This is a genomic window from Deltaproteobacteria bacterium, assembly GCA_029860075.1.
GTDB lineage: Bacteria > Desulfobacterota > JADFVX01 > JADFVX01 > JADFVX01 > JAOUBX01.
The window spans coordinates 24,141-44,964 of record JAOUBX010000019.1 but is presented as its reverse complement, the minus strand read 5'-3'; the positions used below and the strand labels follow the sequence as shown (position 1 = coordinate 44,964).

Genomic DNA, 20,824 nt, shown 5'->3' with positions numbered 1-20,824 from the left:
TCCTTCAGGGATAAAAGGCTTGGGCCTGCAGAGGCTGTCCGGGAATGCAAAAAGGTTCCCCAAAGGGCATGTTGCTAAATGAGAGATAGACTTATTAAACTTTTTTAGTCGGGAGAGAGCGGCAGAAGGATTACTTTACTTTATATCGTCATTAATCCTGAAAGATCCTTTTCTTCCCTGCTAAAAGGAAACATCATCTCTTGATAATTAACAAGTGATTTAAAAAATAGAAAGCCAAAACAATTAGAAGTCAAAGGTAACCAGGAGAAAATAATGCCGGGAGGATTTAAAAACAAACCCAAAATTTTACGCGGCGCTTTTGTGGAATATGGGTTAAGTATTCCACCGCTTTTCGTTGTGTTCCAATTTAATCCGGTGGAACTAAGCCGTAACCGCAGTCTTAATTTCAATATTCCGAGAGCAGCGCCATCACCGCCGCCTTCCGGATCTGCGGAAGGTGGAGGAGGGAATGCAATATTGCAGGCAATACAGCGAAGCATGGCCTCAGGCCAGACTTCTTTGCGTGAATTTCATCACAGGGACTTCAAGGATGCAGATGGCAATAATATAGATGATCTTATCGCTATTCGGGACCAACAACAGGTTACTGTCCAGGAAGAATCCATTAGCTTTGAAATCCGTCTCGATGCCACGGACAAGTTAAACGAAGGAGACATTATAACGGAACAGTTTGGTATTGCGCCTCAACTCTCTACACTTGAATTGATGGTGCATCCTAAAAGTGAAAGCCTGCTTGGCGCGGCCCTCGATTCCTTACTTGGATCTCCCGGCGGGTTCAGTTTTACAGGCGCTGCTAAACCTCCCATGATCCTCTTTATCTGGGGGCGTAAAAAGGTGCTGCCTGTAAATATAAATAGCTTGAATATAACGGAAACGGAGTTCAGCACTGACCTGAATCCCATAAGGGCTACTGCATCGGTCAGCCTAACCGTTATTGAAGGCAAGAACATACCTTACACCTATTCAAAAGCCATGAAAGAGGTCATGTCAGTACTTAATCTGGCTAATATTACAGACATTGCCGATGTAGTGATACCGGGGTAGAAAATATGTTTTCAAAAAAATCGAGATATCGAAAATTGCCGGATACAGTGACAACCGATGCCGGCGGCCGCTCATTAGAGTCCAGAACCCTGCGGCTGTTGCCTGAGGTCTCCGGTGATTTCCTGCATACCGTGGAGGAAGGGGACCGGCTCGACCACCTGGCCTATAAGTATTACAAGCAGCCAAGAAAGTGGTGGCGGATTTGTGATGCCAACGCCGAGTTTATGTCACCTCAGGCGCTGTTGGGAAAGGGATTGATGGAGACAAACCTCTACCCCGTCGAATGGGTTGGCCCTTTGCCGCTTTGGTTTAACATATTGGATGCCTTATCTAAAGAAGTCGGTATCGAGTCTGTTGTTATGGGCACACATTTGAGTCCTTTGCCGGATGAACAAATAGTTGACGGCGCTATTCTTTTCGATATCGATGCAGGCCTGAAAGCAGACTTGAATACAGGTATAAGGACGCAGGAACTTGCCCCTGACCTTACTCATGCGCTTCAGGTAAATGGCATTACCTTTTCAGCGGGAGGCAGGTTTTCCTATGTTGATGATAAGACCTGGCGGATTACGGACCGGAGCAGCAAGCAGGTTTACACATTTAAGCTTGAAGAGGCCTTGCTTAATGTTTATGAGAGCATAACTCATTACACATGGGCAGTAAAAGTTATACACAACGTAATGAATATGACCGTTGAAACTATTGCCGGCGGGATAGCCACTCTCGGCTTTAGTGTCGGAGAGCCGGAGAATGTCGGCAGAATCGGGAAGAAGATTGTTATTCCACGGAATATAGTGGTTTAAAAAATGGAACATGAAAACTTCACAATAGAAATCGAGGGCGAAGAGGTAAGTGATCTTTACCAGGACTTGAGCAGCCTGGAGGTGGAACTGGATGAAGAGATGGCAAGCTTTTTCAGAATGCAAATCGCTATCATGCAACAAACCGATGGAACCTGGACCTACCTGGATGATGAGAGATTTATGGTTTGGAAGCAGGTAACAGTTACCGCGGGTTTTGAGAGTGGCGCTGATGAGATTATTTCAGGGTACATTACTCATGTCAAACCGGTTTTTGCTCCTGATCCTTCTCAGTGTACTTTGGAAGTATGGGGGATGGATGGAAGTGTATTGATGGATCGTGAGGAGAAGTTGAAAGACTGGCCCAATAAAAAAGATAGTGACATTGCTTCCGAGATATTTAATGCCTATGGTTTTTCGCCCCAGGTGGAAGACACGGAGGTAATCCATGACGAGGCGATTTCTACCATTATCCAGCGGGAGACAGATATGCAGTTTCTCAGGCGGCTTGCCCTGAGAAACGGTTTCGAATGTTATGTGGAAGGTTCGACGGGTTTTTTTAGCTCACCCCAGGTGGATGCCGATCCTCAGCCTGTTTTGGCAGTTCTCTTCGGAGGAGAGACAAATGTTAACAGTTTTTCTATTGATCTGAATGCCCTCACACCTGTAAATGTGGCCATGTTCCAGGTTGACCGGGCAAACAAGGAGACGCTCGATGCTTCAGCCGAGAGCAGTCAACAAACGGCCCTGGGCGACACCGATGCTTCAGGCCTGCTTGCAGCCGGGATGAACCCCGGACAGGTTTACATCGGTATGAACAATGCCACCGGGAATGCCGAGATGAGCGCCCTCTGCCAGGGACTTTACCACAAGGGAGAGTGGTTTGTCACCGCCGAAGGGGAAATTGCCGGTAATTATTATGAACACGTTCTGAGGCCGAGAGGCACGGTAACTATCAAAGGTGCGGGAGAGACGCATAGCGGTGTCTATTACGTTGCCCATGTGACGCATTGTTTTACCTCAGAGGGATACACGCAGTCTTTTAAAGTGAAAAGGAATGCAATCATGCCCACAGGCTCGGAGGAGTTTTCAGCCTCTTCAGGACTTTTTTAGAGAACTATGGATAGTATAGAAAAGGTTGTCGCCAATTTAGTTCAAAAGGTGGAGCGCCGGTTTTACGGCAAATATCGCGGCTTTGTTGTAGATAATGCCGATCCGGAACAGTTGGGCAGACTTAAAGTGAAAGTTCCCAGTGTGTTGGGCAACGATGTCGTTACCGGCTGGGCCATGCCCTGCACTCCATACGGCGGCGACGCAGGCCAGGGTTTTCTTTGCATCCCCGAGGTTGACGCCGGTCTGTGGGTGGAGTTTGAAGAAGGGGACCTGGAATTTCCTATCTGGGTTGGAACATTCTGGAGCAAGCCTGATGGAGAAAGTGAATTGCCGAAGCCCAATGATGCTGACGGAGCGGAGCAGGACAGCGTTCAGGATCCACCAACGAGAAAGATCATTAAAACGAAAAAGGGGCATACGATCCAGTTTGAAGATGCCGATGGCGATGAGATGGTGACCATTATTCAGAATATCGATGAGTCGAAACATAACGTGATTACGATGAATAAAGATGGAATTAAAATAACTGATTCAACAGATAATTGTATTGAAATGAAGGAAGATGCCTTTAATATTACTTCGAAAGTCGCATTTACCATAGATGCTTCAGGGCAGGCAGTGGAGATCAAGGCAGATACAGTGGACTTTACCAAGGCATCTTAAGAGTGAGTAAAATATGGGAACACTTATAGTTGTGGAAGGGGATAAGGTGGAAGGAACGGATAAACATAATGTTAGTGGCACTGGCCCAGATTCAGCAACAAATTCAGTGGGCTCTTTCACTGGCATAGCTGATTTTGATTATAAAGGTTCTATGACGGATGACCTAAGTGATTTTGTGAGCATCGATGGCAAAGCAGTGGTGCTTGTTACAAGTAAAAGTAGTTTGGATCCGGGAGAGCATCTACCTATATCTGCTCAAAACATTACTCAAGTAAATCCAACAACTGTTACGCCAGCACTTGTAGCTTCTATTGATGACACGCCAATCGGAACAGGTACTCCCAGTTCTGGTTCAGGCAGCAGTTTTGTGAAAGTAGGTGGTGATGCCACCTTACTGGATAGCGATAGCATAGATACATGTGACGGAAAGGGTAGTACGGAAAATTCAACAGTAACAGCAGAAAATCAGGATTTCGTATCCTGTTCAGAGTAATGATTCAGGTTCTAAACAGTGAATAGGTGAGTAAATGACAGAAATTACCACATTCGGATTCCCATTTTCGATCAACGAAGCAGGCCGCATCAATGCCACCGGCGGTGATGAAGCTATTCGCGGGAAAATTACCCAGGTGCTTTTTACGGCTCCCGGCGAGCGTGTAAATCAGCCTGAATTTGGCTGCGGGCTTTTTAACCTGGTATTCGAGCCAAATGATTCAGTGCTCGGCGCTGCAACGGAATTTACAGTGGGTCAGGCCCTGAGCAGATGGCTTGGAGATATTATTCTCCTGGACGGGATTGATGTAAAGTCCGGGGAAGAAACCATTACAATTGAGATTGCTTATACCAAGCGGGAAGACCTTTCAAAACAGGCGGTTCGAATACATTTCAGGTAAGGGGAAAAAATGGCTGAAATTAAAAAAATAAACGGGCAAAACAGGGTTGATTACATGGCCCGCGACTATGACAGCATCCTTAAGTCTTTACGGGACATGGTTCCCAATAAACTTCCCGAGTGGAAAGATTACGAGTCAGAGGCTGACTTTGGTAACGTCCTGCTTGAGCTCTTTGCTCATATGGGGGATATTCTCAGCTATTATCAGGACCGTGTTGCCAATGAAAGTTTCCTCACGACAGCCACAACCCGCCGGAGCATAATCGACCATCTGAGGTTGATCGGTTACCGGCTGTCGACGGCTTCTCCTGCCTCCACAGCGCTTCAATTAGCCTTCCCTGCTTCCTGCGATGAAGTGGTTACTATTCGCCGTGGTGATTCATTTGCCACAAAAAGCCAGAAGGATAAAGCGAGTGTACGTTTTGAATATAATCGTGAAGATCCGCTTGTTATTGATTGCGGCTCCCTTGCCGTTGATCCCGTAAGCAATAAAAAATATTTTAAAGAAGATGATCTTCTCGGTACGGAAGGCGTTCCTGTCGAAGAGGGACGATTGGTGAAAGATGAGATACTTGGTATTTCTGACGGTACACCAAATCAAAGGTTTCCCCTGGCGCATTCAGGTTTGATTCTCAGATCTTTGGGGCAGGGGATTAATGAGGACATTATTCTCATCACCAGGCTTGGTGAGACTCCGGATAAGTGGACACTGCTCGATAGTCTGGCTTTCAGCCGGGAAGGGCAGAAGGACTTTGTTATTGAAATTGACGAGGAAGACAGGGTAACGCTTATTTTCGGAGATGGCGGCTTCGGGGCCATCCCGCCAAAGGGTGCTGTCATTGAGGCTACTTACCGGGTAGGTGGCGGCTTAAAGGGGAATGTACCAAAAAATAGCATAGAGACGATTATTGATGCGCCTCAATTGTCACTTTTAGGTGTTAAGGTCACAAACCCCAATTCTGCTTCAGGGGGCGCTGAGCGCGAAGGCATTGATCACGCTGTAATGCATTCCCCCAATGTCTTCCGTTCTTTAAAGCGTTCGGTGACGGCAGATGATTATAAGAACCTGGCCCTTAACTTTAACGGTGTGGGGAAAGTGCGTGCCGAGAAAGCCAATTGGAACACTGTCAGTCTCTTTGTTGCGCCCGAAGGAGGAGGAACTGCCAGTGATATTCTCAGGGCCAACCTCCTGGCTTATTTTGAGGACAAGCGCCCATTATCTACCCTCATCGAGGTTAAAGACGCTGATTATGTGAAGATTTACATCAGCGCTGAAGTCGGTGTTGAGGGCTATTATTCAAAAGAGCAGATAAAAGAGAAGGTTTGCCGGGCCGTAAGCGGTCTCCTGTCCTTTAATAAAGTAGACTTTGGGATCAGCGTTTATCTGAGCAAGTTTTATGAAGCCATAGAGAAAATAGACGGCGTCGAGTATGTGACGATTAAACAGTTTACGCGCAATTATGAAGAAATAAATGAAATTGAAAAAGACGGAATAATTGCGTTAGGCGTTAACGAAATCCCCCGGATAGCCGATGACCCTGACGATGATCAAAACTATGCCAATGGCATCTATATTGTCAGCCTGGAGGGAGGCCTTTAGATATGCTGCTGGAAAATATTACCGCAATGCCGCATCCCGGCGGCAACTGCATAGACCTGATATGGGATATTAGCGACTCTGAAGTACGCGGTGTGCGTGTCGTGCGACGTGAAGGCAGGCACCCTGCTTCACCCGATGATGGCGTTCTGGTCGCGGAAGATGAGGGGCTGAGTTTTGCCGCAGACAAAAACCTTAAGGGTGAAACGGTTTATTACTATACGCTCTTTCCCTATAAGGGCGACCCGGCGGAATATCAGTTTGATCGCCAAAACCGGGTATCTGCCATGGCCACTTCACCTTTTAATATAGCGGGACAGATGTATGATCTTCTCCCTCCAATCTATCACCGCTACGATACGGTTTTACCTGATCCCGATGAAGTATCGGAAGAGGACCGGCAAAAAGGGCAGTTGCGCCGCTTACTCGATATTGCCGGAAACCACCTTGATCAATTCCATAGTTTTGCCCGTGCAGGTCTTGACTTGCATAACCTTGATAAACTGGATGGATCACTTTTACCGCTTCTGGCGCAATGGATCGGCTGGAAAACGGACTACAACCTGGAGATTGAAACTCAGCGCAATGAAATAAAAAATGCCCCTGCCTTATATAAGCGAATCGGCATTATCCCCACTGTTGAAGCTACTGTTAAACGTATGAGCGGATGGGAGAGCCGTACCAAAGAGTTTGTTCATAATGTTTTTCTTTCCAACAGGCCCGAGCGATTAAATATTTGCTTGCATCAACGAAGCAGCGCCGGAGAATGGACGGCGCCGGCTGAACCTTTATCACTCGATTTTGCATACGAAGGCAGACCGACAGCAATTCATGACGGAGAGGGTGTTATCTGGCTTTTCTATCATACGCTCAGGAATGGCAACTGGCATATAGGGTATAAAAAATACATGTCCATTATCGATCCCGGCTTTGAAGATGAGCTCGATAGCGGCGCTATTTCGCCGGCTTTAATAAAGGCATTTAAGGACGAAGGTTTTTCGCTTTCCCAAAATAGCAGGATTAAAAAGCAGGCAAGTACCTGGCTTATCATTGATGGCGATGAAAAGCATACATATACCATCAAAAAAGAGGCTGGCCAGGTACGTATTTACGACTGGACTCCCGGGCGGTTTCTGACGAAGGGAACGGGAATCAACAAGTACCCCTCAGCCCTGGTTTATGATAGTGGCATTCGGCTTTTCTGGTCATCCTATGACGAAAGTAACAGCGCCTGGAGTATGAAGGGTCTCGTCCGAAATGGCGGCTTGTGGACTCCTATCGATACCCTGCCTTTTGGTGATGATGGAATCAACCGGAAAAAGCCTTTTGCCGTAGAAGATGATACAGGAGGGTTTTGGCTCTACTGGCTGGAGAGACAAGGGAGCTTGTGGGAGATGAAGTACAGCCGCTATGACGGCAGCGCCTGGGGGGCGGAAATTTCTTTTCCCCTCGATGGAGGTCAAGATCCACGGGTAGAAGGGGAGCCCTTTATTCTATTCCATCCGGCCGAGGGGCCTGCAAGGCGTTTCTGGGTATTCTGGGCACGGCAGGAAGCTGCGGGAGAGTCGGACCAGACACGATGGACTCTGGTATACCGGGTCAAGGAAAATACCAATCCTGATGACACCGGTTGGAGTGGAGTGCAATCCCTTTCCGCTTTGCCGCCTCAATATCATGATAAAGAACCGGCGGTCTTCGTCAATGCAGACGGGGATATTGAGCTTTTCTGGAGTTCTAATCGCAATGGCAGCTGGTCCATCCGGCAGCGTACATTGGATGTGGCGGCAAATAGCTGGGGGACTGAGGAAGAGATAACAGACACGCCATATTCCCGGCGGGCGCCCTTCCCATTATCTGTTGATGATACCCTGTTTCTCATTTATCGTTCCAACGAAAGTATTTCATATGCCAGCGATGTTTACGGTGCGACAAAAACCGTCGATTTTCGCTATGCCGGTTCTACAACGGTTCATATTCGGGATGCCGAGAAGATTGCCCTGCGAGGGAAGTTTGAAGACTTTCAGACTTATACCTATGATACCGGGAAAAAGGAAACTGACTGGTATTCGCGGGATACCATCGGTCTTTATCTGAACAATGACACTATGGACAAGGGCAAGATTAAAGCAGGCATTGATCGGCTTGAAAAAGTCCTTGCCGGGTTTATGCCTATAACGGACAGGGCGGTTTTTATACCCAGACAAGACCTGCATACAGAATATGTTTACACCTATGGTTTGCCTTTAATGGATAAGTCAAGGTTTATCAGCGAGTCTCATAAAGATGTATTGACTTCGCTGGCAGAAGAAGCCCTGCCGGGTCCCGGAGAAGGCATTATTTAATAACTTGATCAGGAGGAGTGATATAGATGTCATCAAATATAATATTGCCAAAGGGACTCTACCATGATCAATTGATCAGTTCAAAGGGGGGAATTGCAGATTTCGGCTGGCGCTCCAATATCATTGTTGACCGATGCCGATACCTGCTTGCCGCATTTATGAAAGGAGAGTCATCAAGTGGCATCCATCTGTTGAAGCTTGGAAAAGGGCAAGAAAGCTGGGACAGCGATCCACCCGGTCCACCGGTTAGAACAATTGAGCATCTCAGTGATCCCGGTCCCGTTGATATGCCGATAAGCGGTGGCCAAATGGAGTTTCTTGATGCTGCAGGCAGTCCTGTCCCGGGTCCAACGCATCGGCTGAAAGTGTCCGTCACTATCGGACCGGGGGATTTGCCCATTGCCGGCGGGGAAACAAGCTATCCCTTGCGGGAATTTGGCCTTTTCGGGATGTTCGGGCCGGAAGAGTACATGATAGACTACGTCCGCCATCCGGTTATCCACAAAGAGGATGCCGATACGTTGGACAGGACAATTAACCTGATATTTTGAAAGGAGGTGCAGTGAATGGGTGATTATTCGAGGGACCCTAAAGCGAGGTTGGCCGATTCCGTTGCCAAGCATTACGTAGGGGTTCGTATGCAGCAGGGCGTTCCGATCCTGGACGCAGACTGGAACACTATGGATGATATAAGAAGATATGAGCTTGAAATATCAAATTCAGCTGTGATTGGCAACGGTGCGCCTGTCGGCAGCATTGGTTTCTGGATTGTACCGCTTGATAATGGAGGAGTTAACACTATAGTAATCAGAGCAGATATCATGGATGCTTATGGCTTGTCATCGGTCATTGTTGATCTTGCCACTTCTACCGCTGCAACCATACTCGGCTTCAATGAACAGAATTTTTCAGTCACACGTTCCGGTTCTTCGCCAGCCAGACTAACGGGAATGCGAAGTGAGCCATTCCCGCTATCAGACGGTGATTCACTGGAAATATCAATAAATGGCGCTCCACCTGTGAGCATCACATTTGCTGGCGGGGATTTTGCCGATATTTCCATTGCAACAGCGGCAGAAGTCAGCGCGGTAATCAATACGGCGCTGGTGACGGCAACGGCCAGTCCAGGGGCGGGTAATGACTTTATTATCAAGGGAGCGAATGACAAGGGTGATACCGGCAAACTCCTCATTGAAGGTAAAATGGTTGTCAACGACAGTGACATAATGTATAGCGAACAGCCCTTGTATGATAATAGCCAGCTTGCCGCTGAATGGGATGTTGATCCTGTTGCGCCATTGACGACTCCAGGTTCGAGTGATGCCTATCTGATTTTTCTGGATATTTGGGACCGGGAAATCGACAGTAAAGAAGATGAAAACCTGGTTGATGTCCATATTGGCATTGAAACCACAATTCGTCTGCGTCGGGAATGGGTTGTTCGCGTTGTGCTGGAGGATGACTACTTTGCGCTATTTAATGCCCGCCCTGCGGGGCATACCTATTATCCACTGGCATTGGTGCAGCGCTCTACCGGTGTTGACGCCATAGATGGAGAAAGTATTACTGATTTAAGGGAAACAGAGGTTTCTTTCCTACGCGAAGTGGCGTTTCGCGATCATGATAATACCATGCTTGTTGATACAGACAAATTCTATGTATTGTTATCCAATACCAGGGACACGGTGCGCGACTTTATTTTTCACCTGACCACAAAATTTATTGCGCCGGACAGTGAGTATCTAGCTGCGGAAGTGATGGGTATTGATGCGTTGAGCGCAATAGCTGTTGTCGCCGAGCAGGGAGTCGCGCTGATGAACGCCAATAGCTTAAGCACTAAAGGAGCACTTTCTCTCTTCGAACAGTTACGAATGGCGGAAGAGCGATTTGTACAGCGTTGGCAGGAATCGGTACTGCCACTCAACAAACCGGGTGAAGGCACCATTTATTTGTCAGCCTTTACCACAATGATTGACAGGATAGGAGGACTTGTCTCAGGACCTGCCCCAGGAAGCTTCACCTCTCTTTCTGATGCATTGGCAAGAGGCAACCTTTATGAAGCTGTTCGTACTCAGCAGCGGATCATTTACGAATTTGGGCAAGAACTGGATCGTTCAACAGGATTTATACAAATAATATATCTGGGTTCGCTTACACCCACAGTGATGCGTAATGGTAATTTTGATTTGCGCTATCGAGTATCCGGCAATGTTACACCGGAAGATGTAATCGACGTTGAAGTATTTATCGATCCGCAATGGTCAACAGAATTGAGAAATCTAGACAGCAGCATACCGCTAGATATAAGAATGGGACCTGGTGAAGATGAAGTTGAATTCCTTGTTTCTGTGACTGCACCAGATGTTGATGCTGCTACAACAACATTTAGTCTTCGCGCCTATGCCCGTTCAAACGAAGTGGGATTGGGACGTAATTCAACCCAGAAAATATTGACGATTGGGGACAACGTGCCGCCTTCAGAAGAAGGATTCGTGATTTTCCCGTTAACAAGCAATCTTGTTTCCATTGATGGCGTATATCAATTCCCACCAGCTGTGGCTGGAGGGGCTGCAAGCTTTAGTATAAGATTTGCAAATAATACGATGACGCCTGTTGAGGTAAATGTAAGTTATACACCTGCACCATCTGGCTGGACAATATTTGCTCCAGCGCCGTCTAGTTTGAGTAACGTAACAATCCCAGCTGAAAATAATATTGAATTCGGATTTGATTTTATACGCCCCGCAGGAAATGGGATTACGTTTGATTTTACTTTAACAGCTACAGAAAGTGGAACCAGCAATATTTTAGGAGAAGCAGTGATTTCTATTATTACAGTGGAATAGCCGTACTGACGGGATAAAAACAAGAAATTGAAGACAATAATAATATTAGGATCAGGAGGAGAGAATGAAGGTATCTCAAAGTTTGAATAAATGCATGAGTCAAGTCAGAAAGGATCTGCTTGTAGCAGCTATGGTATTCTGCTCATTGCTGTTTTCAGATGTGGTGCTGGCGGATAACCTCTGTGTGAGGGATTTTTCCTCCCCGCCTACTGTGGATGGTGTTGTTGCGCCTGGAGCTTCCGGTACTTGTATGGCAGACACAATATGGTCCTCTGTTGGTCCGGGTGCATTTGATCCCGTAGCCACTAGTATAGAGTCGCATATCTATATTGCTCAACTTACTGGACCGAACAGGATTAGAATAGGTATCGATACGGCAGAAGATGAAGATATATCACAGTTTGATACCGTGTTGTTATTTTTCGATGCAAATAACAGTGGTGGTGCCTGGGACAACCAGGATTTTGCATTACTCATAAGGATGAAAAATGATGACACTATTCTTACAAGTAATGAAGCCTGCAATGTTAATGCCGAAACAATTGAGTATTACGAGCGAAGCGGTGATAACTGGCAACCTAACGAGGCGGCAGCGGCTAGTGTAACCGCGCGCTATGCTTATGATTATACTGCGCCTGATCCAGAAGATAAAATCTGGAATCTTGAGTTTGATATCCCAATTAATGCTGGTCCTCCCTTTCAACTAAATACAGCTGATCCATATTTTGCTGTAGGTGCTTATGTATTTGCATCAGTAGGTTCAAATGAGCCGGATACAATTATAAGTCAGGTGCGTGTCTGGCCAGCCGGGCTGCATAGTGATGCTACAGGCGTGACACCAAGTATTAGTCAATGGGATTCAAATCTCGCACTCATCGCACCAATAGCAAACGATCTGGTAAACATAGTACTCGAAGATGTTTGTTTTGACATGAATTTTTCAATGGCGGAAGTACCATGGCAGATTAATAATGTAGACTATGAAGCAGAAGCGGAACTGGTAAAGAAGAATGAGATAAATACTTTTCGATTAACTTATTATTTTGACGGGCCTGAGGAAATAGCGGCCCCGATTTCTAATCCAGGCACTGTAAAACTCGGGCTCATGCCGTATCATGCTGGTGGACCCTTATTAGAAGAGTATACTTTCCAGACCAAGGATGTTACTGCTACCCCCATAAACTATAATCAAACGCATACGGAAACATTTCAGTTTGATTTTGATGCTATGGCTGACGAGTTTAACCGGGAAGATGCAACGTTTGTTTGTGCCCACGCCTATTTGGAGAATTTTAACCTTGACGATGATCTTAGCACTTCTTCTAATTATATATCCAGGAATTTAAATTATTTCACTACATCAGAGGCACGGCACACACTAAAGCTATACGGAAATGCACTACCAAACCTTAAAACAGGCAAGATCAAAAAAGTGTATATGCAGACTGTTATGCATAATGAGCATCCTGTTATTAAGACGGCGACAGCAAGTTTCGGCTTGACCGTAAATGCCAAACAATCCGGACTCAATTGCAAGTTTTCATCGATAGCAATGATACTCTTGATAATTGGAGTGGTGCTTCTGATAATTGCCATTGTTTATATCAAATTTAGTAATACTTCCGGCATATTGCCTAAGATTATTGCTGTGCTGGGTGTTCTGCTTATTTTGATTGCGCTCTATCTTGCATGCTTCAAAACGGAACCCAACATGGCGCCAGATATTGGTTCGCCGCGCTGGGAATTGGAAAATGCAGATGAAGTCGGTATTAAGAAGGTTGAAGGCAAAGAAGGGTGGTATGAAATACCTCTTGAGAAAGGTGATAGCAAATTGCTTAAACTCAAATTTATTGGTCAACCATTGCCTTACATCACGAAAAAATACAAGCTGAAAGCTGCGGTTGACGGCGGCCCCAATAAAATTGATATTCCTGTCAAGCGAAATACAGTGGTGACGGTAATTGCGACTGGCGGTGTCGATATTGATGGTAAGGATGGTCCACTGCCACCGACATCAGCGGCAGGCTTTACTCAACAAGTAACACCTAGTCCAGCAAGGCTGAAAACAAAAGCTAGTTCGCCGCTGTTTTTTAATAGAACACAATTATCTATTGGCAACATTACAGCCATTGCACAATCAAACAATCGTTACTTATTAACTGAAGGATATTATGCACCCAATCAATATGCAGGTGCGATCATAGGTTCCTTTGATGGCTTCGAGACAAGTTTTTTAGTTGGCAGACATAAATCCATTATTGTACCAGAAGGGGCAAAGGAGTTGAGCCTAGCTGTAAATGCCATGTATGGTGCATACAGTGTAATCGAAGGACTTTATGATCTTTCAGTTATCGAAACCCCCGCACCTGAAGTACCGACTCGTACCATTCCCGGAGGAGATGCAACATATCACATACCTCATTCGATCCAATCATGGTTGGCACTTACAGGGTTGCATATCTACACTTATTATCAGGAAGACATTATTCATAATGGCAATGTAATCTCAACGGCGGCTCGCCCGTGGGGTCATGCGCGCTACATCATCTATGACAGTCATGCAACAGAGTTCATAGGTATCGATATGGAAGGGAATATCAGGCGATAGAATACCGCCGTTTTGAGATAATGAAACCCACAGGAAAAAATAAATTATTTACATAAATTTAGCTATGTCTCAACTTATTAAAGGTTATTATCGGGATGTTGTCGCAGATGGTCAGGGCCAGGCACTTTTAAATAGCCGCTGGCGCTCCAACCTTGTTGTAGACAGCTGCAGCCTCCTTCTTTCCATGCTGGTGAAAGGGGAGAGCGTGGCCCGGGGGGGGCTCTTCCTTGCCTTTGGCAGGGGGGAGGAAGGTTGGGACTCAAAACGTCCCGTGCCGCTGCTGACCGATGTTGCGTTAGTGAGGGAGGTTTTTCGAAAGGCTATTACTGAAGAGGGGATAGTCTATCTTGATGGTCGCGGCAGGCCCGCAAAAAAGCCGACGGGCACGCTGGAGGCGACTGTTGAGATCGCCCATGAAGATCTTTCATCTTCCGGCCCTCTTACAATCAGGGAGTTCGGCCTTTTCGGAGGAAATGCAACGGAGAGGGCTAACAGCGGAATCATGATAAACCATGTTACCCATCCCCGTATCGACCTTTCGCCGGGGATGAAGCTTGTCCGCCGGTTGAGACTGAATTTCCGGGGCGGGGCCGTTTCCAGAGAGGAACTGACCGGCCTGGGTTCGGACCTTCCTGTGATTAACATTGATGGTGTGGGGGAGGAATATGCAGCGGCCCTGAAAGGTGACGGGATAAATACAATGGGAGACATGGCGCTGGCTGACCCTTTGGTTCCCGAATCAGCTGTTCCGACGGTAAAACTCCGGGAGTTTCGGGCAAAGGCAAGAATGGTAATGGGGATGAAAGCCGCCCTGGCCCCCTTTGCCGCCCTGGGCGGCCGCAGCATAAGCGATATACTTGCTTCTGCCCCTGAAGATATTTCCCGGGCTGTTGCCTCACCTGATGTTTCGGCCAGAGAGGCGGAGATATTCCAGGACGAACTTTCGGTCCTCCAGGTCGCCCTCGATGACGAACGGCTAAAGGATATGACGCTGGGAGAGATAATGAACCTTTGACCTGGATCTTGCTATAGGAGGAAGGTTTTCTGTGAAGCAAAAAAATATTCAGTTTAATCAAAAGACTTCTGCCGAAATGGGTCCGGCGGGCAAACCCCGGTCTGCGCCGGAAACCAATTCAGCGGTGCAGTCACCATTAAAGCTGCTTCAACGCAGCCTGGGCAACGAGGGAATGCAAAACCTTATCCAGGCCAGGCTGAAAATAGGCGCTCCCAACGACAAATACGAGCGTGAGGCCGACAGCATTGCCGACGGGGTGATGCGGATGCCCGATCCGCAGATTCAGCGAAAACCCGGCTGAATGAAGGATAACTGTTCCCGGTCCGGGGACGAAGAGGAAATAAGGCTAAAACCGATTTCAGAGCAGATTACGCCTGTCATCCAGCGTAAGGATATGGCTGCAGCGTCGGGAGTTACGCCCGACACCGTTTCGGGTATTTCTTCGCTTCAAGGCGGCGGAAGACCTCTCTCCGAATCTTCCCGGGCCTTTTTTGAGCCCCGCTTCGGGGCTGACTTTAGTGGTGTTCGTATTCACGAAGGTTCGAGTGCCGCCTATTTGGCGCAAAGTGTTAATGCAAGGGCATTTACCCTGGGGCGGGATGTTGTCTTTGGCACCGGTCAATATGAGCCGCACAGCAGGGAAGGCAAGTCTTTGATGGCACATGAATTGGCGCATGTTGCGCAACAGGGACATGCCGGGCCTGCCTTGCGCGATCATTATATTAAAACGAAAGCGGATAAAAATACCATTTATCGCGCCGACCCCGGCGCAGTCGGCCGAACCATGGCCCTGGGAATAACGCCGGGGACGGGACTTCAATTTTACCCCACTAACGTGACGGACACCAGAGTAGGACCGGTTACCATTGCGGGAGGATTGCGTTATCCGCGTGCCGGCCGTCTGAATATCATTATCGGGGCAAACCTTACGTTCAGGATGATGGCCAGATTATTATTGCCCTTATGGACAACAGCGACGCCCTTTACCGCACCGGGCGCAACGGCCCCTGTGCCCCTGGATATCATTGATGAGGAGATTCTGGCCAAAGGATTAATGGCTTATAATCGTTATTATCTTCGCTTGCCCAATATGAACCGGTGGCAAGCAGGCCTTAGATTTCCCTTGCCCGTGCTGATAGATGAAGTAACGGGCGTAGCCACATTACATCCCGGCATTATTCGGACTTTATCGACCGGATTTGAGGCGGCGTGGTTGCCCCTATTGGATACGCCTGCTACCGCTACTGCGGCGGTGGCGCCGGCGACATTAACGGCTGATGTGCGGGCATTCCTGGCCAGAGAAACCGACGCCGGCGGACGGGGGATACATTTAACTGCTCAGGCTAAAACCAACGCAATAGCTGCGCTGCCGTTCATTCGAGAAACCTTTCGTCAACTGGGCGCGGGCAGATTTGACGTGGCGCTTTCATTTATGAACTGGATGGTCAACCGGGGCATTTCATTATTAGCCGCGCAACGCGATGGTGCCGCCATATTAGCGGAAATACGAACGGCCCTGGCGGCGGCGCCCGCCACGCTGAGCGCCGAACAACAATCAAATCTAAGGCGAGCTAACCTGATGCTGGGTCTGGTCGCCGGCGTAGCCGCGCAGGCGCCGCCGGGTGCACGGCGGACACGTGCCGAAAAGACGGTTGTTGTCGATACGCTGAAACTGGTCGGCTCGACCCATAATCCGTCGACTCAAATTGCGGTTGCCAATTCCATATTTTCCCAATGCAATGTACGTATTCAGCATGGCGTTAATGCCGATGACAGCCGGGCGGCGGCGCCCTTTACGACAACCTGGCTGGGTGGCGATACTGATTTGCGTTCAGGCAGCAGTTGCGGCTCGGTTACGGCGGAGGAACGCCGAATGTATCGGGGCGGAAGGGCGGAGTATGGAATGGGAACCGGTAAAATCAGCGCTTACTTTGTCGCGACAGTTACGGGCATTGCCGGTGGTGGATTCTCTTGCTCCACCCGCGCCGGCACCCACGCTTTAAACCGTCGAAAATCGGTGGTTAATAATAGCGGCAGCCTGGATACGTTAGCCCATGAACTGGGTCATCAATTGATTGACCGGGATTCTCTGGAACGGCATACGCTACCCGGAATTATGCACGGCCGTCCCCGCGCAACGGTAACCTTAAGTGATGCTCAGTGCAACCGGATCTATCATAATGCCTGATGATGCGCTAAATGATTTTAATTGAATCACTGCCGGTGCATTTCCCCCGAATCGGGATAAAGGGACACACAAGCCATGAATCAAAGAAGATCTTTATCAAAAAAGGCTGACTCCAAAAACAGCGTTATGCCTGCTTTCTCTCGAAAGACTGCGACTGGGCCCTCCTTTTCACGGCAGGACCCACTGTTGCAACTCCAACGCCAACTCGGTAATGCCACCTTGCAGCATATGTATGAGTCCGGGCAACTGAAGGCCAAATTGAAAAGAGGTGCTCCCAACGACAAATACGAGCAAAAGGATGACCCGGTGACGTGGACAAGAGAGTCCGGGGCTGAAAATTTAAAATCACAAATTTCGAACTCAGCCTCAGAAAGTTCCATAGGAAGGCTGGAACTGAACCCGGAAGAAGTAGCCCAAAGTCCGGCTGTGAATCCGAGTACCCCAGGTTGTTCGGGATGTCAGGTTTGTTCTAGCGGAACTAGGTACCGCGTTCCCATCGCTTCACTGGATAGCCATCAAGTTGGTACACCTTATGCCGATATGGAGCGTCATGGTAACAATTTCCTGAATAGAAATAGCTTACGCCGGCAGGCAAATCTTTCAGCGCCCCGCCGCGCATCAACGGGACCATTCAAATACAGCAACATGGCTGCTCCCGGAATACCGGCTGGAATGTTTACTGCAGGGCATTTTCTCTTTTTCGCAGACTGGGAAATATGCGAAACTTCTCGAAATCCCTGCATTTTACGCCAATCTGAAGTCATTACTGTTACACGAGATGGGCAAGCCCCACGACGCACAGTCCATCGGCCAGTTACCCCGCTCCAGGGGAACGCCTGGACCAAGGCAGCACGAATAAACCCTATTGGAGCATGCGACAAAACACTAGTCTGGGTAGATGGACCAGGGGACATTGCGATAACGGGAGGCAATAGTCCTCAGGGATTCGTTCAAGATGTTACACAAACTATTGAAATACTCGATGGAGGGACCAATCAAGTTGTTGATACCAAGACGATATCAATTTCAGTGGGCGTAGACTCTCGGGGAAATTTAACGGCCAGCCCATGAACACAGACCAGGAAAGTGCATGGTTTCTAACAATAAAAGGGAAGTTTACAGGGTTTTTCTCAAACATTTGGAATCAAGGTAACATTCCAGCAAAGGCTACCTCATATCGGCAAAGAGGAACAGCGACCGTTTTATAGAATGAAAGGACTACAACATGAACAAATGGACAAAGAAATATATGCTGCGCCCTGTGGCGCATTGCAGCGGCGGCTGTTAGCGCAGCCGGGATGAAAGCGGTCATTTATCTTTCCCTTGTCACGGCGTCTATCCCCTTTACCGTTGCCGAAATGAAACTTTTTTTGCCGTTGCGGGAGTGGATAAAGGGGAAGAACGCCTTTTAAGGGAAAATGCTCTGCTGCGGCTATTGCTTCGGCCACTTGACAGCCTTTGCCCTGGTTGCTCTTTACCGGCCAGGATTGTTTCAATATTGGTGGTTTATCGACTGCTTCCTGACGGCGCTGGTTATTGCCTGGTTCAGCGCCTTTCAGTGGCTATTGATGTGCCGGCTGATGAATGAAAGGGGAAAATGAAAAGAGGGACAGACAATCCATGAATCAAAGAACATTTACATCAAAAAAGGGCGACTCCAAAAGCAGCGCCACGCCTGCTTCCTCGCCGAAGGCTGCGGTGCAACACTCCTTTTCACCGCAAGCCCCACTTTTACTGGTCCAGCGCCAACTTGGCAATGCCGCCGTGCAGCAGATGCATGAGCCGGGAGAATTGCAGGCCAAGCTAAAAATCGCTGTTCCCAACGATAAATACGAACGGGAAGCCAACCGGGTGGCGGACCATGTTATGAGAATGCCGGATTTGAATTCACAGTTTTCCGAACTGACAAGCAACTCGCCCCCTTCAGTCACTGGCAGTGTTGCTGATAATAATACTGTCCAACGTATATGCTCGACATGTGAAGATGGACTCCAGCGCCAAACCGATGAAGAACAAAATAATCTTATGCAGGCAAAGGAACAGCCGGGTGCAACGTCTGCCGTGACTGCTGATGTTGCATCGGGTATTCAGTCCATGCGTGGTAGAGGTCAACGGCTGACTGAATCTACCCGTTTATTTATGGAACCCCGCTTTGGCGCTGATTTTAGTGGTGTGAGAGTTCATAATGATTCAAATGCAAACCATTTGGCCGGAAGGATTAATGCAAGGGCCTTTACCGTAGGGCGGGACATTGTCTTTGGTTCAGGCCAGTATTCACCAGATAGTGCTGGTGGTAAGCGCCTGCTTGCGCATGAGTTGACTCACACGGTTCAGCAGGGAAGTGGCGTAGTTAGACCTGCTAGTGTCGTGAGAAAAGGGTTTGCCGTCAGTGAAAATAAAGGTCTGGAAGCGAAAGCAGATAATTTTGGGGAGAAAACCGTAAGAGGAGAAAAAATATCAAAATACCTGTCTCCCAGTCTGGGAATTAGAAATTCTTTGAGGACGGTCCAGGCAAAAAATAGTGTTATTCAACGTGCAGTAACTACTTCTGGTGGCACCTGGGATACCGACCAGTACGATTTAAGGAAAGATAAAGATTCTAGGGGAACCGTATATCCACCTGCAACGGGGGTTCGCGGAGTTGACATTAAATTAAAATTTACGCCTGGGAATAATGTTGATGCAGAACTAATTGGACTGACACAATCTGTACAGGGGATCGTTAATAAAAAGATAAGTTTAACTCCTGGCGCTGCCCTCAGAAATATTGGAGCAGCAGATGCTATTAACATCAATACTGGTGCAGGTGAAACTGATGAAGGGACTGCGATAGATAGAGCTGCTACTTATAATAATCCTATTTATCCGGTAAAAACAAAACCTAGTGCTTCTTTAGATGACACTAATATCTCTGCTAATTGGGGAAGTCTTGGATATCATTATACTGATAAGTCTGGTTCTAAACATAAGGATGCCACATTGATAGATAAACCGACAAGAAGCGGAGCAGCAAAAGATTCCAGACATATATTTGAAACAACGGCTTTGGCGACAAAAGGTACTCAAGCTGGTACTTATTATGGTTCAGTAAGATGGGGATGGCGAACTGATTCAACAAGTAATTTCACTAAAATTCCTCTTCAGGTAGTTTCTCAAGGTGTTCCTTCATCTACCTTTATGAAAGCCGCTGAAATTTGGAATGCCTCAAAAACCTCTACTGGAGCAGATACTGTAAATTTACCTCTAGTTAATGTAAAATTAATAAAACCCGGAGGGGCAAACATTGATTATGATAATAATATTGCATTAGTAAAACCAGGAGGTTCGTCTATTTATTATGATAACGGTGTTATAGGGCCCCATATTCCTGAGAACACAAGAGTTGTAGTTACTGACAGGACGCATTTGTATGATGTTCCAGGTATGAATCCATTGGCCGGAAAAGCAAAAATAGAAGTAGTATACGGCAACAGTAGAGGCTTAACTGGCTGGATAGACATAAATAATTTAATAGAGGACAGAATACCCGAAAACACAAGAGTTAAAGTGACAGACGGGACGCACTTATATGATGTTCCAGGAACGAATCCGTTAGCCGGGAAAGCAAAAATTGAAGTAGTAGATGGTGCCCTGATTGGTTTAACGGGCTGGATGAGAGGGGCTGACTTTATAGATGAAAGATCATAGCTTTAAAG

General features: G+C 47.4%; 17 protein-coding genes. All 17 read left to right on the top strand.

The annotated features are described in order from the left end of the window. Positions 1-273: 273 nt before the first annotated feature. The 17 genes from OEV42_07890 to OEV42_07810 all read left to right on the top strand — a co-directional run bounded on the left by OEV42_07890 (position 274) and on the right by OEV42_07810 (position 20,816). Positions 274-1,065, top strand: a complete 792-nt coding sequence (locus tag OEV42_07890; protein ID MDH3974186.1) for a hypothetical protein — start codon at positions 274-276, stop codon at positions 1,063-1,065. 5 nt (positions 1,066-1,070) lie between these two features. After that, entirely contained in the window at positions 1,071-1,868 is a 798-nt protein-coding gene (locus tag OEV42_07885) for a hypothetical protein (protein MDH3974185.1), read from the top strand. Positions 1,869-1,871: 3 nt separating this feature from the next. Next, the gene (locus tag OEV42_07880) at positions 1,872-2,978 is read left to right on the top strand and encodes a contractile injection system protein, VgrG/Pvc8 family (protein MDH3974184.1); all 1,107 of its coding nucleotides are present in this window, start codon (positions 1,872-1,874) and stop codon (positions 2,976-2,978) included. 6 nt (positions 2,979-2,984) lie between these two features. Beyond that, positions 2,985-3,641, top strand: a complete 657-nt coding sequence (locus OEV42_07875; GenBank protein ID MDH3974183.1) for a phage baseplate assembly protein V — start codon at positions 2,985-2,987, stop codon at positions 3,639-3,641. A gap of 13 nt (positions 3,642-3,654) precedes the next feature. After that, complete coding sequence (locus OEV42_07870; GenBank protein ID MDH3974182.1) at positions 3,655-4,134, top strand: hypothetical protein; 480 nt, start codon at positions 3,655-3,657, stop codon at positions 4,132-4,134. A 34-nt stretch (positions 4,135-4,168) separates the two neighbouring features. After that, positions 4,169-4,534, top strand: a complete 366-nt coding sequence (locus tag OEV42_07865; protein ID MDH3974181.1) for a GPW/gp25 family protein — start codon at positions 4,169-4,171, stop codon at positions 4,532-4,534. A 9-nt stretch (positions 4,535-4,543) separates the two neighbouring features. Continuing rightward, the gene (locus OEV42_07860; protein ID MDH3974180.1) at positions 4,544-6,133 is read left to right on the top strand and encodes a baseplate J/gp47 family protein; all 1,590 of its coding nucleotides are present in this window, start codon (positions 4,544-4,546) and stop codon (positions 6,131-6,133) included. A 2-nt stretch (positions 6,134-6,135) separates the two neighbouring features. Further along, positions 6,136-8,472, top strand: coding sequence for a phage tail protein (locus OEV42_07855; protein ID MDH3974179.1), 2,337 nt, complete (start codon positions 6,136-6,138; stop codon positions 8,470-8,472). A 26-nt stretch (positions 8,473-8,498) separates the two neighbouring features. Continuing rightward, positions 8,499-9,023 carry a hypothetical protein gene (locus OEV42_07850; GenBank protein MDH3974178.1) on the top strand — a complete coding sequence of 175 codons (525 nt, stop codon included), beginning with the start codon at positions 8,499-8,501 and terminating at the stop codon, positions 9,021-9,023. A gap of 15 nt (positions 9,024-9,038) precedes the next feature. Beyond that, positions 9,039-11,318, top strand: coding sequence for a hypothetical protein (locus tag OEV42_07845; protein MDH3974177.1), 2,280 nt, complete (start codon positions 9,039-9,041; stop codon positions 11,316-11,318). 64 nt (positions 11,319-11,382) lie between these two features. Continuing rightward, positions 11,383-13,926 (top strand): hypothetical protein, encoded by a 2,544-nt coding sequence (locus OEV42_07840; protein MDH3974176.1) that lies wholly within the window; start codon positions 11,383-11,385, stop codon positions 13,924-13,926. Positions 13,927-13,990: 64 nt separating this feature from the next. After that, on the top strand, positions 13,991-14,941 hold the full coding sequence (locus tag OEV42_07835) for a hypothetical protein (GenBank protein MDH3974175.1): 951 nt from the start codon (positions 13,991-13,993) through the stop codon (positions 14,939-14,941). Positions 14,942-14,972: 31 nt separating this feature from the next. After that, the gene (locus OEV42_07830) at positions 14,973-15,242 is read left to right on the top strand and encodes a hypothetical protein (protein ID MDH3974174.1); all 270 of its coding nucleotides are present in this window, start codon (positions 14,973-14,975) and stop codon (positions 15,240-15,242) included. Then, on the top strand, positions 15,243-17,129 hold the full coding sequence (locus OEV42_07825; GenBank protein ID MDH3974173.1) for a DUF4157 domain-containing protein: 1,887 nt from the start codon (positions 15,243-15,245) through the stop codon (positions 17,127-17,129). A 75-nt stretch (positions 17,130-17,204) separates the two neighbouring features. Continuing rightward, on the top strand, positions 17,205-18,200 hold the full coding sequence (locus OEV42_07820) for a hypothetical protein (GenBank protein MDH3974172.1): 996 nt from the start codon (positions 17,205-17,207) through the stop codon (positions 18,198-18,200). Positions 18,201-18,513: 313 nt separating this feature from the next. Further along, positions 18,514-18,717, top strand: a complete 204-nt coding sequence (locus tag OEV42_07815) for a hypothetical protein (GenBank protein MDH3974171.1) — start codon at positions 18,514-18,516, stop codon at positions 18,715-18,717. A gap of 32 nt (positions 18,718-18,749) precedes the next feature. Next, positions 18,750-20,816, top strand: a complete 2,067-nt coding sequence (locus OEV42_07810; GenBank protein MDH3974170.1) for a DUF4157 domain-containing protein — start codon at positions 18,750-18,752, stop codon at positions 20,814-20,816. The last annotated feature ends 8 nt before the right edge of the window (positions 20,817-20,824 follow it).

What these genes read in the sequence shown, in the direction of transcription:
- OEV42_07890 (MDH3974186.1), top strand. Translation starts at nt 274, where the DNA reads ATGCCGGGAGGATTTAAAAACAAACCCAAAATTTTACGCGGCGCTTTT.
- OEV42_07885 (MDH3974185.1), top strand. Translation starts at nt 1,071, where the DNA reads ATGTTTTCAAAAAAATCGAGATATCGAAAATTGCCGGATACAGTGACA.
- OEV42_07880 (MDH3974184.1), top strand. Translation starts at nt 1,872, where the DNA reads ATGGAACATGAAAACTTCACAATAGAAATCGAGGGCGAAGAGGTAAGT.
- OEV42_07875 (MDH3974183.1), top strand. Translation starts at nt 2,985, where the DNA reads ATGGATAGTATAGAAAAGGTTGTCGCCAATTTAGTTCAAAAGGTGGAG.
- OEV42_07870 (MDH3974182.1), top strand. Translation starts at nt 3,655, where the DNA reads ATGGGAACACTTATAGTTGTGGAAGGGGATAAGGTGGAAGGAACGGAT.
- OEV42_07865 (MDH3974181.1), top strand. Translation starts at nt 4,169, where the DNA reads ATGACAGAAATTACCACATTCGGATTCCCATTTTCGATCAACGAAGCA.
- OEV42_07860 (MDH3974180.1), top strand. Translation starts at nt 4,544, where the DNA reads ATGGCTGAAATTAAAAAAATAAACGGGCAAAACAGGGTTGATTACATG.
- OEV42_07855 (MDH3974179.1), top strand. Translation starts at nt 6,136, where the DNA reads ATGCTGCTGGAAAATATTACCGCAATGCCGCATCCCGGCGGCAACTGC.
- OEV42_07850 (MDH3974178.1), top strand. Translation starts at nt 8,499, where the DNA reads ATGTCATCAAATATAATATTGCCAAAGGGACTCTACCATGATCAATTG.
- OEV42_07845 (MDH3974177.1), top strand. Translation starts at nt 9,039, where the DNA reads ATGGGTGATTATTCGAGGGACCCTAAAGCGAGGTTGGCCGATTCCGTT.
- OEV42_07840 (MDH3974176.1), top strand. Translation starts at nt 11,383, where the DNA reads ATGAAGGTATCTCAAAGTTTGAATAAATGCATGAGTCAAGTCAGAAAG.
- OEV42_07835 (MDH3974175.1), top strand. Translation starts at nt 13,991, where the DNA reads ATGTCTCAACTTATTAAAGGTTATTATCGGGATGTTGTCGCAGATGGT.
- OEV42_07825 (MDH3974173.1), top strand. Translation starts at nt 15,243, where the DNA reads ATGAAGGATAACTGTTCCCGGTCCGGGGACGAAGAGGAAATAAGGCTA.
- OEV42_07820 (MDH3974172.1), top strand. Translation starts at nt 17,205, where the DNA reads ATGAATCAAAGAAGATCTTTATCAAAAAAGGCTGACTCCAAAAACAGC.
- OEV42_07810 (MDH3974170.1), top strand. Translation starts at nt 18,750, where the DNA reads ATGAATCAAAGAACATTTACATCAAAAAAGGGCGACTCCAAAAGCAGC.